The organism is Streptomyces sp. YKOK-I1 (assembly GCF_054660435.1).
The window spans coordinates 5,683,149-5,696,643 of record NZ_BAAGDR010000001.1; the positions used below are offsets into that span (position 1 = coordinate 5,683,149).

The 13,495-nt window shown below is 71.8% G+C and carries 16 protein-coding genes; 9 read left to right on the plus strand and 7 right to left on the minus strand.

The window, feature by feature from the left end:
* Nucleotides 1–120 precede the first annotated feature (120 nt).
* Entirely contained in the window at nt 121–1,143 is a 1,023-nt protein-coding gene (locus ACYQ8Q_RS25350) for a permease (RefSeq protein WP_460068048.1), read from the plus strand.
* Entirely contained in the window at nt 1,140–1,901 is a 762-nt protein-coding gene (locus ACYQ8Q_RS25355) for a TIGR03943 family putative permease subunit (RefSeq protein ID WP_460068049.1), read from the plus strand. The genes ACYQ8Q_RS25350 and ACYQ8Q_RS25355 overlap by 4 nt, the downstream gene beginning before the upstream one ends.
* 19 nt (nt 1,902–1,920) lie before the next feature.
* On the opposite strand, the gene ACYQ8Q_RS25360 is transcribed toward ACYQ8Q_RS25355, so the two are convergent.
* The 3 genes from ACYQ8Q_RS25360 to ACYQ8Q_RS25370 form a co-directional block, all read right to left on the minus strand.
* A complete protein-coding gene (locus ACYQ8Q_RS25360) occupies nt 1,921–2,262 on the minus strand; it encodes a hypothetical protein (protein WP_460068050.1) in 342 nt (113 codons plus the stop codon).
* The gene (locus ACYQ8Q_RS25365; RefSeq protein ID WP_460068051.1) at nt 2,259–2,759 is read right to left on the minus strand and encodes a DUF6232 family protein; all 501 of its coding nucleotides are present in this window, start codon (nt 2,757–2,759) and stop codon (nt 2,259–2,261) included. Before ACYQ8Q_RS25365 ends, ACYQ8Q_RS25360 begins: the two co-directional genes overlap by 4 nt.
* Before the next feature lie 141 nt (nt 2,760–2,900).
* On the minus strand, nt 2,901–3,365 hold the full coding sequence (locus ACYQ8Q_RS25370) for a hypothetical protein (protein ID WP_460068052.1): 465 nt from the start codon (nt 3,363–3,365) through the stop codon (nt 2,901–2,903).
* A gap of 160 nt (nt 3,366–3,525) precedes the next feature.
* Between ACYQ8Q_RS25370 and ACYQ8Q_RS25375 the strand changes: the two genes are divergently transcribed.
* The 4 genes from ACYQ8Q_RS25375 (at nt 3,526) to ACYQ8Q_RS25390 (ending at nt 6,311) form a co-directional block, all read left to right on the plus strand.
* A complete protein-coding gene (locus ACYQ8Q_RS25375; protein WP_460068053.1) occupies nt 3,526–3,918 on the plus strand; it encodes a GntR family transcriptional regulator in 393 nt (130 codons plus the stop codon).
* Nucleotides 3,919–3,923: 5 nt separating this feature from the next.
* Entirely contained in the window at nt 3,924–4,856 is a 933-nt protein-coding gene (locus ACYQ8Q_RS25380; RefSeq protein ID WP_460073483.1) for an ABC transporter ATP-binding protein, read from the plus strand.
* Nucleotides 4,853–5,839: an ABC transporter permease subunit gene (locus tag ACYQ8Q_RS25385; protein ID WP_460068054.1), complete on the plus strand. Its 987-nt coding sequence runs from the start codon at nt 4,853–4,855 to the stop codon at nt 5,837–5,839. The genes ACYQ8Q_RS25380 and ACYQ8Q_RS25385 overlap by 4 nt, the downstream gene beginning before the upstream one ends.
* An 82-nt stretch (nt 5,840–5,921) precedes the next feature.
* Entirely contained in the window at nt 5,922–6,311 is a 390-nt protein-coding gene (locus ACYQ8Q_RS25390; protein WP_460068055.1) for a luciferase domain-containing protein, read from the plus strand.
* 18 nt (nt 6,312–6,329) lie between these two features.
* Here ACYQ8Q_RS25390 and ACYQ8Q_RS25395 read toward each other — a convergent pair whose 3' ends face one another.
* From ACYQ8Q_RS25395 to ACYQ8Q_RS25410, 4 genes are all read right to left on the minus strand, one after another.
* A complete protein-coding gene (locus ACYQ8Q_RS25395) occupies nt 6,330–7,328 on the minus strand; it encodes a sporulation protein (protein WP_460068057.1) in 999 nt (332 codons plus the stop codon).
* A 146-nt stretch (nt 7,329–7,474) separates the two neighbouring features.
* The gene (locus ACYQ8Q_RS25400) at nt 7,475–8,782 is read right to left on the minus strand and encodes a sugar ABC transporter permease (protein WP_460073485.1); all 1,308 of its coding nucleotides are present in this window, start codon (nt 8,780–8,782) and stop codon (nt 7,475–7,477) included.
* Complete coding sequence (locus ACYQ8Q_RS25405) at nt 8,773–9,552, minus strand: ATP-binding cassette domain-containing protein (protein WP_460068058.1); 780 nt, start codon at nt 9,550–9,552, stop codon at nt 8,773–8,775. Before ACYQ8Q_RS25405 ends, ACYQ8Q_RS25400 begins: the two co-directional genes overlap by 10 nt.
* 21 nt (nt 9,553–9,573) lie before the next feature.
* On the minus strand, nt 9,574–10,650 hold the full coding sequence (locus ACYQ8Q_RS25410) for a sugar ABC transporter substrate-binding protein (protein WP_460068060.1): 1,077 nt from the start codon (nt 10,648–10,650) through the stop codon (nt 9,574–9,576).
* A gap of 279 nt (nt 10,651–10,929) precedes the next feature.
* On the opposite strand from ACYQ8Q_RS25410, the gene ACYQ8Q_RS25415 reads away from it, so the two are divergent.
* The 3 genes from ACYQ8Q_RS25415 to ACYQ8Q_RS25425 all read left to right on the plus strand — a co-directional run bounded on the left by ACYQ8Q_RS25415 (nt 10,930) and on the right by ACYQ8Q_RS25425 (nt 13,399).
* Nucleotides 10,930–12,051 carry a hypothetical protein gene (locus ACYQ8Q_RS25415; protein WP_460068062.1) on the plus strand — a complete coding sequence of 374 codons (1,122 nt, stop codon included), beginning with the start codon at nt 10,930–10,932 and terminating at the stop codon, nt 12,049–12,051.
* Nucleotides 12,052–12,235: 184 nt separating this feature from the next.
* Nucleotides 12,236–12,655 carry a hypothetical protein gene (locus ACYQ8Q_RS25420; RefSeq protein ID WP_460068063.1) on the plus strand — a complete coding sequence of 140 codons (420 nt, stop codon included), beginning with the start codon at nt 12,236–12,238 and terminating at the stop codon, nt 12,653–12,655.
* Between the two features lie 96 nt (nt 12,656–12,751).
* Nucleotides 12,752–13,399 (plus strand): DUF3105 domain-containing protein, encoded by a 648-nt coding sequence (locus ACYQ8Q_RS25425; RefSeq protein ID WP_460068065.1) that lies wholly within the window; start codon nt 12,752–12,754, stop codon nt 13,397–13,399.
* The last annotated feature ends 96 nt before the right edge of the window (nt 13,400–13,495 follow it).

Here is a 13,495-nt window from a genome sequence, read left to right on the forward strand (position 1 = left end):
CTCACCGGGACGGGAGGTTCCATGGGACGGGCCCCCAGTGTGAACACCGGGCACCCCGTTGCCGTAGAAGGTCGTAGAAAAGGGGCGGTAATGCGAGAAACAGGCGGAGGTGCCGGATCCGTGGCCATCACCAAAGCGGCCCCGCAGGACGAGGGAACGCGCCGGGAGACGTCCTCCGCGCCCTCCGAGGAGCCCCGGCGGCTGACCTCCCCCCTCGCGCTGACCCTGCTCCTGCTTCTGCTGGTGCTGCTGCAGAGTCCGATCCGCCGGGCCCTGTCCGCGCCGGTGATGCAGAGCTGGACGACGGTGTTCGTGGCGGTCGTGATCCAGGCCCTGCCGTTCCTGGTGCTGGGGGTGCTGCTGTCGGCGGCGATCGCGGTGTACGTCCCGCCGTCGTTCTTCGCCCGTGCGCTGCCCTCCCGTCCCGCGCTGGCCGTGCCGGTCGCCGGGATGGCGGGGGCCATCCTGCCGGGCTGCGAGTGCGCCTCGGTGCCGGTCGCGGGGGCGCTGGTCCGCCGGGGGGTGACCCCGGCCGCCGCCCTCGCCTTTCTCCTCTCCGCCCCGGCCATCAACCCGATCGTGCTGACCGCGACGGCCGTGGCCTTCCCCCGGAACCCCGAGATGGTGCTGGCCCGTTTCGCCGCGAGCCTGCTGGTGGCGTGTGCGATGGGCTGGCTGTGGCAGCGGGTGGGCCGCACGGACTGGATGCGGCCCCCGGCGCACGCGCATCACGAGGGGCAGACGAAGGGCGCCGCGTTCTGGGACTCGGTGCGGCACGACGTGATGCACGCGGGCGGCTTCCTGGTGGTGGGCGCGATGGCGGCGGCCACACTGAAGGCGGTCGCGCCGGAGAGCTGGCTGCGGACGGCGGCCGGCAATCCGGTCGTCGCGGTCCTGGCCCTCGCCCTGCTCGCGGTGATCCTGTCCATCTGCTCGGAGGCGGACGCCTTCGTGGCCGCGTCCCTCACCCAGTTCTCCCTGACGGCCCGGCTCGCGTTCCTGGTCGTCGGCCCGATGATCGACCTCAAGCTGTTCGCGATGCAGGCGGGCACCTTCGGCCGTTCCTTCGCCTTCCGCTTCGCCCCCATGACCTTCGTCCTGGCCATCGCCTCGGCCGTACTGACAGGAGCGGTCCTGCTGTGAACCGACAGTCCCAGGCCGCCGTCCTGTTCCTCCTCGGCGCGGCCCTCCTGCACGCCGGCACCACCGATCTCTACCTCCGCTACGTCAAGGCGGGCCTGCAGCCGCTGCTGCTCGCCTCCGGCGCGGTCCTGATCGTCGCGGCGCTGGCGACGGCCTGGTACGAGTGGCGCAGGGGGAAGGTGGAGACGGGGGAGAAGGGGGCGAAGGGGGAGCAGGGGGAGAGCGAGGAACACCATCGGCACGACCCGCACCCCGAACCCCGTATCTCCTGGCTTCTCGTCCTGCCCCTTCTCGCCCTGATCCTGGTCGCGCCGCCGGCCCTGGGCTCCTACAGCGCGACCCGCACCGGTACGGCCCTCCAGGAACCCCTCGCCTACCCGGCCCTCCCGGCCACCGACCCATTGCCCCTCGGCCTCGTCGACTACGCGGGCCGCGCGGTGTACGACCACGGCCGCACCCTCGAAGGCCGCACCGTCCGGCTCACCGGATTCATCGCCCTCGACCACGACGGCACCCCCTACCTGGTCCGCATGGCCCTCAACTGCTGCGCCGCGGACGCCCAGCCCGTCAAGGTCGCCCTGACCGGCGCCATCCCCCCGGTCCTGCAGCCCGACACCTGGCTCACCGTCACCGGCACCTACACCCCCCGCCGGACCCGGGACCCCGTCAACAACGGCCCCATCCCCTACCTGAAGATCACCGCGGCAGCACCGACCCCGGAGCCCCGGGACCCGTACGACGAGTCGTACAACAACTGACGACAACTGACGGAGCGCTTCACGAGGCGCCCATCAGGGCCATGACGGCGGAGACGACCGGAGTGCCCACGGCGCCGAGGACGGCGGCGATCCCGGCGATCCGCTCCAGGACCTTCCGGAACCCCTCGCCGGACGGGTTGGCGCCGATCTCCCGTACGGCCGCGTCGACTTCGGCGCGACGGCCGGCGTCCAGGTGGTGCCGCAGGGCCTGGAGCTCGGTGAGCAGGGTGTCCAGGGCCGCCGCGCGCGCGTCCGGTCCCGCACCCATGTGCTTGCCGCCGGTCACGATGTCCCCGGAGCCGCTGTGGACGACCTTGCCGAGGTTGCCGGAGCCGTACTGCCGGATGTGGTCGCCGCTCATCGCGACCCCACGATGTTCCCGGAACCGCTGTGCTGGTTCTTGCCGACGTTGTTGTCGCCGTACTGGTTGATGATGTCGCCGTGCACGGCGTGCTGCACGTTGTAGGTGATCTGCGCGATGTCCGGGTGGCCGATCGCCTTGGTGATCTCGCCGACCAGGTAGGTGATCTCGCTCCGGTCCGTGGACCACACGGCGTCGCGCTGGGTGCCGGAGGTGTTGAGGACCAGGCCGTACAGGGTCGGCTTGTTGAGGACCTTGACGAGCTGCCAGACCAGGAGACCCTGCACGGCGAGCCAGATGATCAGGCCGTAGGTGCCCGCACCGGCCCCGATGAGTCCGCCGACGAAGAAGCAGATGAGGGAGCGCTGGATGAACCTCTTCCAGGCCGCCCGCCGGTTCACCTCCAGCACCCGTTGGCCGACATGGGAGATGTTGCGCAGGGGGTAGGCCTCTCCCTCCACCCACAGCACGCCTTCGTTGACCCGTACTTGAACCACAGTCGGCCTCCTCTGTTCGGTGATGGCGGCGACTGGATGGACAGTAGGGGCGGAGGCAACCGGGCTACGGTATTTGCCAGTTATTCGCCCGAACTGATTATTTCGGGCGGAAAGCGGGACAGGGCGCGGGACAGAACTGACTCAACCGGCCGAAGGGGAGGCGCCGTTCAGGCCGTTCGCACTGGAGTCCTCGACCGTGCCGCCGAGTTCCTCGCGGAGCTTCTCCATCTCCGAGCGCGGGTCGGCCGAGAGCACCCAGCGGTTGCCGACCAGGTACACACCGCCGTACATCTGCGCCGTGTCGAGCCAGCCGCGCTGGCCCTCGGCGGTGTCGAAGGTCAGCAGGACGAACTCGGCGTCCGCCGACTCGCACGTGCCCTGGCGGAAGTCGAGGGTCTTGCCCGCCTCCTCGGGCGCCGTCGTACAGCCGACGGCCTTGCCCAGCGCCTCCAGGGTCATCGGACGGGCGGTCGGCGCGGCGCTCTTCGAGGCGGCCGTGCGCTCCTCGCCCCCGTCCCCCGAGCCGCCGGCGCACCCGGTGAGCAGCAGCGCCGCGGTGAGCGCGCACACCGGAACACCGAGGAGACGACGGACGTGACGGTGCATCGGGACTCCGTACGCGACTGGGGGATCGGATCGGTCCCTCAGGAGTACGAACACCGCTCTTCGGCCGTTCAGCCGACCTCCCGCTGTTGACCTCTGTCCGTATGAGGAAGCTAAAGTACTAGCCAACTAGCTAAATGGACTAAGTGGATGGAGGAACCGAATGATCGAGTTCCACCTCGACGGCCAGTCCGGTCTCTCGCCCTACCAGCAGCTCGTCCAGCAGGTGCGGCACGCCCTGCGGCTGGGCCTGCTGAAGGAGGGCGACCGGCTGCCGACGGTCAAGGAAGTGGCCCGGCAGATGGCGGTGAACCCCAACACCGTGCTGAAGGCGTACCGGGAGCTGGAGCACGAGGGGCTGGTGGCCGCCCGGCCGGGCGTGGGCACGTTCGTGACCCGCACCCTGGCCGGCGCCTCGCTCGCCGCGCACGGCCCGCTCCGTCAGGAACTGCGCCGCTGGCTGACCAAGGCCCGGCTGGCCGGACTCGACGAGGAGTCCATCGAGGCCCTGTTCATGAGCACGTTCCGTGACAACGCGGGGGAGGGAGTCGCGTGAAGGCCATGGAAGGCGCGGCCGGGGTGGGGCACGGCTCGGGTGCCGACACCGTCCTGCGGGCCCGGGGACTGGGCAGGAGATACCGGCGGCGCTGGGCGCTGCGCGACTGCGACCTGGAGGTGCCGGTCGGACGCGTCGTCGGCCTGGTCGGTCCCAACGGGGCGGGAAAGTCGACCCTGTTGAACCTCGCCACGGGCATGCTGACGCCGACCGAAGGCAGCATCGAGGTGTGCGGCGGCCGCCCCGCCGACGGCCCTGTCCAACTGGCGAAGGTCGGGTTCGTCGCGCAGGACGCCCCGGTGTACGCCGGGCTGAGCGTGGCCGACCACCTGCTCCTCGGGGCCCGCCTCAACCCGGGCTGGGACGAACGGCTCGCCCACGAGCGCATCCAACGGCTCGGCCTCGACCCCGGGCAGAAGGCCGGCCGGCTCTCCGGCGGCCAGCGCGCCCAGCTCGCGCTCACCCTGGGCATCGCCAAGCGGCCCGAACTCCTCGTCCTCGACGAACCGGTCGCCGCCCTCGATCCGCTGGCGCGGCGGGAGTTCATGCAGGACCTGATGGAGGCGGTCGCCGACCAGGGGATGAGCGTCCTGCTCTCCTCGCACCTGGTCTCCGACATCGAGCGGGCCTGCGACCACGTGATCGTCCTGGTCGACTCCCGGGTGCAGGTGGCCGGCGACCTCGACGAACTGCTCGCCGGCCACCGCCGGCTCACCGGCCCGCGCCGCGACCCGGCCACCCTTCCGTCGGACGTCCATGTCATCACCGCCAGCCACACAGAACGCCAGACCACCCTCGTCGTCCGTGCCGACGGACCGCTTCACGACCCTTCGTGGACGGTCTCGCCGCTGGGCTTGGAGGACATCGTCCTCGCCTACATGGCCCGTCCCGGCTCCCCGGTCCGTGACACCCGCCCCACCCTGGAGGTCCTGCGATGATCTGGCTGTCCTGGCGTCAACTGCGGCTGCAGGCAGCGGTCCTGGGTGCCGTGGTGGCCCTGCTCGCCACGGTCCTGCTCTTCACCGCCCCCTATGTCTCCGGTCTGGACGGCACCGAGGGGCTGACCGACCGGACCAACTCCACCGAGCAGACGCTGTACTACGGCGGACTGGTGACCGTGTTCGCCCTCCCCGCCCTCGTCGGCATGTTCTGGGGCGCCCCGCTGATCGCCCGCGAACTGGAGAGCGGCACCCATCGGCTGGCCTGGAACCAGTCCGTGACCCGCGGCCGCTGGCTGCTGACCAGGCTCTCCCTCAGCGCCCTGGTCGCCATGTCCGCCACGGGGGTCGCGTCCCTCGCGGTGAGCTGGTGGTCCGGCCCGATCGACCGGTCAGCGGCGGCGGGCGGCAGCGAGGGGACCGATCCGTTCCTTCCCCGGCTGCACCCCCTGGTCTTCGCCGCCCGCGGGATCGTCCCGGTCGGCTGTGCCCTCTTCGCGTTCGTCCTCGGCGCCGCCCTCGGTGTGATGATCCGCCGCACCCTGCCGGCCATGGCCGCCGCCCTCGGGGTGTACGTGGGCGTCCAGCTCGCCGTGCCCTTCTGGATCCGCCCGCACCTGGCCCCCGCCGAGCGGGCGACCGTGCCGATCGACGGACGGATGCAGGACCTGATGTCCCTCGGTGACGACGGTCTGTCCTTCGCCCTGGACCGGCCGGGCGCCTGGATCACCGGCCAGGAGACCCTGGACGCGGCCGGGCACCCGGTGACCACCCTGCCGTCGTCCGTCACCTCGTGCCGCCCGCCGACTTCTCTGCAGGACTGCCTCGGCACCATGCTCGATCTGCACTACCGGCAGAGCATCACCTACCAGCCCGCCGGCCACTTCTGGCGCCTGCAGTGGGCCGAGACCGGGCTCTACCTCGCCCTGGCCCTCGCGCTGGCGGCGCTGTGCGTCCACTGGGTGCGGCGCAGACCGAGGTGAGCCCCCGCGCCGGGACGCTACGTCGCGGTTACGTCTCCCTCAAAGCCTGGTGTCCGTGCGGTGAGCGCCCCATGATGGGCGCATGACGACGGCCTGGCATGCCCTGGCACAGCTGGCGAGTTGGCCGGACCTCTCGGAGGTCCGGTCCAGTTGCGGTACCGGCCGGGCACTCGGCTCGGCCGACGGCGAGATCGCCCACTTCCACACCGAGCGCAGCGTCGATCTGCACCTCACGGCCCGGGCGATCCGCCACTACGAGCGTGATCTGCGGCGGTCGACCGCGATCCGGCTGGTCCCGGGCTCGCACTGGGTGACCGTCCGGCTGGAGTGCGAGGCGGACGTGAGCCTGCTGATGACCCTGATGAGCGCCGCCCTGCGGGCCCATCAGGAACGGCCGGACACCCTCGCCGCCTCCGCCGCCCGCTGCAACGACCGGCTGGAGACGGCACTGGCCCACCGCGAGTGCCTGTAGAGGAGTGCCGGCAGGGGATCAGTCCTCTTCCTCGTCGCCCTCGAAGAAGTCCCCGACCTCGTCGACGACCTCGGCCGCCACCAGACCGCCGACCACACCGACGGCGAGCCCCGCCGCGCCCGCCGCGACGGCGGTCCCGACACCGGGGCCGGAGGAGCGGTGCCCGTCGCCCTGCCCGTCGTGCCCGTGCCCGCCGTAGGGGTGCGGGTCGTGGGAGGGGGCGTACGAGGTGCCGTACGAGCCGTACGACGCCCGGTGCTCGGCCAACTGCCGGATCCAGCCGTCGACTTCGGTGTTCCAGTCCCGCATGTCGTGATGTCCGACGGTGAACCGGGTGAGCACGTCCCGGCCCTCGGAGAGGAACCCGCCCCGCTTGTCGGCCTCCAGGACGATCTCCAGGCCGCCGGGGTGCGCGAGGAAGGTCAGCTCGATCTCGTCGAACTGCTGGGCGTACTGCGGGGCCGGGGTCAGCTCGATCTCCTGGTAGAACGGGAGCTGCTGGCCGGTGCCGCCGATCCGGCCGTACTCCAGATCCGCCGACCTGAAGCCGAAGCCGAGCTGCCCGAGCGCCTCCAGGATGTGCTCCTGAGCCGCCAGGGGAGCGACGGTGAGCCGGTCGAGGTCGCCCTTGTCCCTGGCGCCGGCCACCGACAGCTCGGTGCGCACCCCGAGGACGATGCCGAGCGCCTGCCCGTACAGCTCGGTGATGGGCGTCTCCCACGGCAGGGTCAGCCCGAACGGCACACTGCGGTGCTCGCCCTCGCCGAGCCGGAAGCCGCCGCCGACCGTGACCCGCTCGAAGACGACGGTCCCCTCGCTCTCGCCGTCCGCGTGCTCGGCCTCGACCCGGGCCACCAGCTCCAGGGTGATGTGCTCGATGTCGTGGTCGGCGTTGCCGCCCCGGAGGTGGACCTGCCCGGTGAGCGTCCCGCCGGGCCGGACCGGAGCGGGATCGAGGACTGTGTCGACCGTGGGGCCACCCACGCCGAGCGAGCCGAGCAGTCGTTTGAACACCATCGTGGCGTCCACTCCTTCACGTACCGTGTGCTTCTACAGCAGAGTAGAAGCAGCATAGGCCGGGCGGCGGCGGTGGGGGCGGCGGTGGTCACCCGTCCGGCGGGATCGACCGAAAATCGCCGCCGCCGCGCCGCGCCACCGGGGCCTCACGCCCGCCCGTGGGTCTCCGCCGAGCGGCGGGTCAGGGCGTCGAGCATCACCGCCGTGTAGAGCACCCCACCCGTGATCATGAACTGGACCGGTGAGCCGACCCCCAGCAGTGCCATGCCCGAGGCGATCGACTGGATGATCAGCACCCCCAGCAGCGCGGACCAGGTCGACCCCCGTCCGCCGAACAGGCTCGTGCCCCCGATGACGGCGGCGGCGATGGCGTTGATCAGCAGCATCCCGGAGCCCGGCACCTGGCTCGCCGAGGTCAGCCGCGAGGCGATGAACAGGCCGCCGAGCGCCGCCAGGGTCCCCGACACCATGAACACCGCGATCCGCACCCGTGTCGCGTCCACCCCGGCCCGGCGCGCCGCCTCCACCCCGCCGCCGAGCGCCATGATCTGCCGGCCGTACGGGGTGCGGCGCAGGAAGAGGTCCGAGACCACGACCACCGCGAGGAAGACCAGCAGCGCCAGCGGCAGGCCCTCGAACCGGTTCAGCACATGGACGGAGGTGAAGGTCACCGCCGCGAGCAGGACCGTACGGATCCAGATGTCGGCCGCCGGGCGGTACGGCATCCCGGCGGCGCCCCGGCGTCTGCGGTCGCGCAGGCAGGAGGCGAGGTACCCGGCCGTGGCGAGCGCCGCCAGGCCGTAGCCGACGGCGGCGGCGCTGAAGTAGCGGCTGGTCAGCTGGGCCACCAGCCCCTCGTCGCTGAAGCTGATGGAGGTCTCCGTGCCCAGCAGGTAGAGCATCAGGCCGTTCCAGGCCAGCAGGCCCGCGAGGGTGACGACGAACGCCGGTACGCCGATCCGGGCGAAGGAGACCCCCTGAAGCCCTCCGGCCGCCGCGCCGCAGGCCAGCGCGATGAGCACGGCGAGCCACTCCGGCATGCCGAGGTTCACGTTGAGCGCCGCGAACACGGCCCCGGCCAGGCCCGCGAGCGAGCCCACCGACAGATCGATCTCGCCGATCAGCAGCACGAAGACGATGCCGACGGCGACCATGCCGGTGCCGACGATGTCCACGCTGAGGATGGACAGATTGCGCGGCGAGAGGAAGTTGTGGTTGAGCGACTGGAAGACGGCCCAGGTCACGGCGAGGGCGAGCAGGACGGGCACAGGGCCGAGATCGCGTTCGCGCAGCCGGTGGCGTACGGAGTGCGCGTACGACGTGAGATGGGCGCCGTACCGGCCGTAGCGGCCGCGTCGCCGGACCGGGACGTCCGGGCCGTCCGGGCCGCCGTCGGGGGCGCCGCCGTTCGGTGGGCTGCCGTCGCCTCCCGGGGTGGGCTCCCTCACGGCCAGGCCTCCTCGGGGCGGGTCGGGCGGTGCGCGGAGGCGTTGTCGGCCGCGCCGGTGATGGAGGAGATGATCTGCTCCTGGGAGGCGGTGTCCACGTCGAAGAAGCCGTTGTTGCGGCCGAGGCGCAGGACGGCGACCCGGTCCGCGACGGCCTTGATGTCCCCCAGGTTGTGGCTGATCAGCAGGACCCCGAGGCCGCGGTCGCGCAGTTCCTCTATGAGGTCGAGGAGCTGGCCGGTCTGCTCCATGCCCAGGGAGGCGGTGGGCTCGTCGAGCAGCAGCAGCCTGGGCGTGCCGAGGAGCGAGCGGGTGATCGCGACGACCTGCCGCTGGCCGCCCGACAGCGCGGCGACCGGTACCCGTACGTCGGGGATGCGGATGGACAGGGTGCGCAGCAGGTCGCGGGTGCGGCGCTCCATCTCCACCTCGTCCAGGACGCCTAGCCGGTGGATCTCGCGGCCGAGGAAGAGATTGGCCACGACATCGAGGTTGTCGCACATCGCGAGGTCCTGGTACACGGTCGCGATGCCGAGGAGCCGGGCGTCCTGGGGACGTCTGATCGCGATGGCGCTGCCCTGCCACTCGATCACGCCCCGGTCGGCGGGACCGGCCCCCGAGATCACCTTGACCAGGGTGGACTTCCCGGCGGCGTTGTCGCCCATCAGAGCGACCACCTCCCCGGCCCCGATCTCCAGCTCGACGTCCACCAGCGCCTGGACGGCGGCGAACCGCTTCGAGACACCGCGCAACGCCAGCAGCGGCTGAACCGGCACTGCCCACCTCCTTCCCCGGGCTCATCCGGTGAGCCCCGCCTTGGCGCAGGCGGCCCGGAGCTCAGGGGTACAGATCTGATCGACGGTGTACAAACCATCCTTTATCAGAGTGTCCTTGATGGTGCCGACGGTCACCGACACGGACGGCAGCAGGACCGCGGGGACGTTCTTCGTGGTGGCGTTGTCCACGGTGGAGGTGGCGATGGACCCGACCGGCTCGCCGCGCCCCAGGGCCACGGCCATCCGTGCGGCGGCGTCGGCCGCGGTCCTGTACGGCTTGTACACGGTCATGTACTGGTCGCCCTTGACGATGCGCCGTACGGCCACGAGGTCGGCGTCCTGCCCGGTGACCGGCGGCAGCGGTCGGACCTCGGTGGCGTTGAGGGCGGAGATCACGGCGCCGGCGAGACTGTCGTTGGCGGCCAGGACGCCGTCGATGCGGTCGGCGCCCAGGGCGGCGATGGCGCCGCGCATGTTGACGAAGGCGTTCTCCGGGCGCCAGCCGACGGTGTCGTACGACTTCCCGATCTTCACCTTGCCCTTGAGGACCGAGAGGGCGCCCTGCTTGAACCACGCGGCGTTCGGGTCGGTCGTGGCGCCGTTCATCATGACGATCTGCCCGCCGTCCGCCTTCGCGCCCATCGCCTTCAGCAGCCCCTCGCCCTGGAGCCTGCCGACCTCGGCGCCGTCGAAGGTGACGTAACCGGAGATCGGTCCCTGCGCGAGCCGGTCGTAGGCGACCACCGGGATGCCGGCCCGCTCCGCTGCCACGACCGACGGCCGCAGCAGCTCGGGGTCGACGGCGGCCACGATCAGCACGTCCACCCCCCGGGTGATCATGGCCTCGAGCTGCTCCCGCTGGACCGCCGGGTCGGGCGTGGCGGCGACCTGGACCGCCGGGCAGGACGGACACAGCTCCTTGACCCCCTTCTCGATCAGGGGCCGGTCGAACTGGCCGAAGCGGGAGGCCCCGCCGCCCGGGAGCAGCAGGCCGATGGTGGGGTCGCCGTCCTTGCCGTCCCCGCCACCGCCTCCGCCGCAGGCCCCGACGAGGGCCAGGGTGGCCGCGACGGCGACAGCCAGGGAGGCGCGCCCCATCAGCCGCCACCCCGGCTTCCTCGAGCGCTGCCCGAATTCCTGTGGATTGCCCTTAATGGGTGCATGCTGCCCAGCGTAGCCAAGCTGCCGGTTTCGCGTTCAACAGCGCGGGCGGACCCGGAGGCCCCCGACTCGATCCGTGGACAGAGTCCGTGGACGGAATCCGTGGACGAATCCGTGGCCAGAGTCCGTGGACAGAATCCGTGGACAGATCGAATTCATGGCGCGGATGTGTTCGCACTCTCGCGCGGGAGCGTTCCTGCTGTAAGGCTCGGACGCGTGACGTACGTAGTGACCGTGGAGACCTGCATCCCGGAGGGCACTCCGGAGATGGACCCGCTTCAGCGCGCCGGCGCGGTGGCGCTCATCGAGGACGGATTCGACTCCGTACGGGCCGTCGAAGGGCCCGACGGACTGGAGGTGGACATCCTCGACACCATCGTGGCCGTCCACCCCGGCGGAGCCCTGCTGAAGGTCGTCGTGGACGCCCCGGCCCTGGAGTTCGCCGAGGACTCGGTACGGGTGCTCGTCGACGAACTCCTGGAGCGCACCGAGCTGCTGGCCGACTGGGAGATCGAGCGCTGCGAGGTCGAGCTCCACCAGGACCTCGCCCTGGCCAGCCTCGAAGCCGCCGACGGCCCCGACGCACCGCCCGACGACCCCGTCGCCCGCAAGGCCCGCCACGCCGAGGCCCCGGCGGACCGCGCCGGCGGCACGGCCCTCGACGCCGCGCGCAGATCCGCGACCATGCGCCACCGGATGCTGGAGCTGGCCGACGAACTGCGCTCCCTGCCCCCCGCCAGGTTCGGCGTCCTGGACGACGAGGAGGGGCTCGCCGTCCCGCCGGAGAGCGCCAGGCTCGCCGCCGGCGCCCTCGTCCACGCCACCGACGTCCTGGTGGACGAACTCTTCGAGGACGTCCAGGTCCTGACCCAGGAGGACGCCACCGTCGCGGAGTGCGAGGGCCCCCTGTGGCACCTCGAACGGCTCCCCGACCGCTACGCACTCCAGTACGACGCCCCGTTCGCCCGTCGCTTCCTGGTCACCGTCATCGCCCTGACCACCCGCTTCACCGACGGCAGCTTCCAGCGCCTCGGCTGTGTCGCCGAGGAACTCGCCCTGCGTCTGCTGCTGAGCCAGACGACCATGCTCCTGGAGCTGCACGACCTCCTCGACGAGGACGTCTCGGCCGCCCTCGACGCGCTCACCGACCATCTCTACGAGGACATGGACCACGAGTACCTGTACGACGACGACCAGGACGAACCTGGCGAACAGGGTGCCTCGGATGCCCCGCTCGGTGCCGCCCCCGTGCCCTTCGACGCGTGGTTCACCCCGTTCCACCGCGGCAGGTACATCCACCCCTCGGCGGCCGACGAACCCGACGCGGCCGCCCGCTGAGAAGAAGGCCGAGGACTCCGACGGGTGAACCCTCCGACCGCGCCGGCACAGCTGTGCGAGCCCTGTAAGGACGTCCCCGACCGGCGTGGCGCGGAGGATCGGAGCCGCTCCTGGTGAAGCGGCGGACGCTCACCGGACTCCTTCCGCTCCCGGCCGTTCCCCCGTCTTGGCTACGATCTGCGCGATGAGCGAGTGCGGGGAGGGCCCCCGGGGCGCGGTGGGACACGCGGCCCCGGTTCTCGTGCTGCGCTGGGCGATGCTGCTCGCCGTACTGCTGTGGGCGCTTCCCGTGTGCGCCCACGGCGCCCCGGAGCCGTTCGCCGCTCCGGTGGCGGCGGCCGTGTCGGCGGGGGCCGTGGACGAGGGCGCGCGGCCGGCCGCCGCGCCCGTGTGTCCCGACGAGGAGCACCGGCCGGGCGGCACGCACTGCCGTCCCGTGAGCGGGGCGGTCGCGGGCACCGCAGGACCGGTGGCGGTGCCGTTCCGCCCGGTGGGCGAGGCGATCGCCCCGCTCAGGGCCCCGCACTCCCCGTCCTCCCGCGGAGCCCCGGGCCCGCCCGCCCGCGCCCCCGACATCCATCAGCTGCAGGTGCAGCGGACCTAGGAACAGCACCCGCACGGCCGGTGATCCGCCGTGCCGCCGTTCCTTCCTGCCCCGCGCTCGCGGCGCAGGTCCGCACCCACCGCAGAAGGACATGTCATGGGGTCTTCCCGAGCCAAGGAAGAGCGCGCCGCCCGCCGCGCGAAGATAGAGGAGATGCGCAGGGCCGAGGCGGCCCGCGAGCGCCGTAACCGGATCATCACCTGGACCCTCAGCGGCGTCGTCCTGGCCGCGGCCGCCGGCGGCGGCTGGTACCTCGTCCAGGACGCCCGCGAGAAGCGGGACGCCAAGGCCGCCGCGGTCGCCGCGCCCGTGAAGGGCGTCAAGACCTTGAAGGACCTGACCCAGAACCACGTCAGCACCCCGGTCGACTACAAGACGTCCCCCGGCGTCGGCGGTGACCACAACCCGGTCTGGATGAACTGCGACGGCGACGTCTACACCGAGGAGATCGACGAGACCAACGCCGTCCACTCCCTCGAACACGGCGCGGTCTGGATCACGTACAACGACCAGGCGGCCGACGCCGACGTCAGCACCCTCCAGGACCGGGTGGAGCGGACGCCGTACACGCTGATGAGCCCCTACGCCGACCAGACCTCCCCGATCACCCTGTCCGCCTGGGGCAGCCAGCTGGGCGTCGAGACGGCCTCGGACCCACGGGTGCGGCAGTTCCTCGACAAGTACGTCCAGGGCGAGCAGACCCCGGAGCCGGGCGCCGCCTGTACGGGCGGCAAGTCCGCGTGAGCCACGGCCCCGCCCGCCACCGCGCCCCGGTGCCGGCGGGCGGGGCACACGGGATACCCCGACGGCGACTTCGTGCACACGTACGGTCGAAGGCCG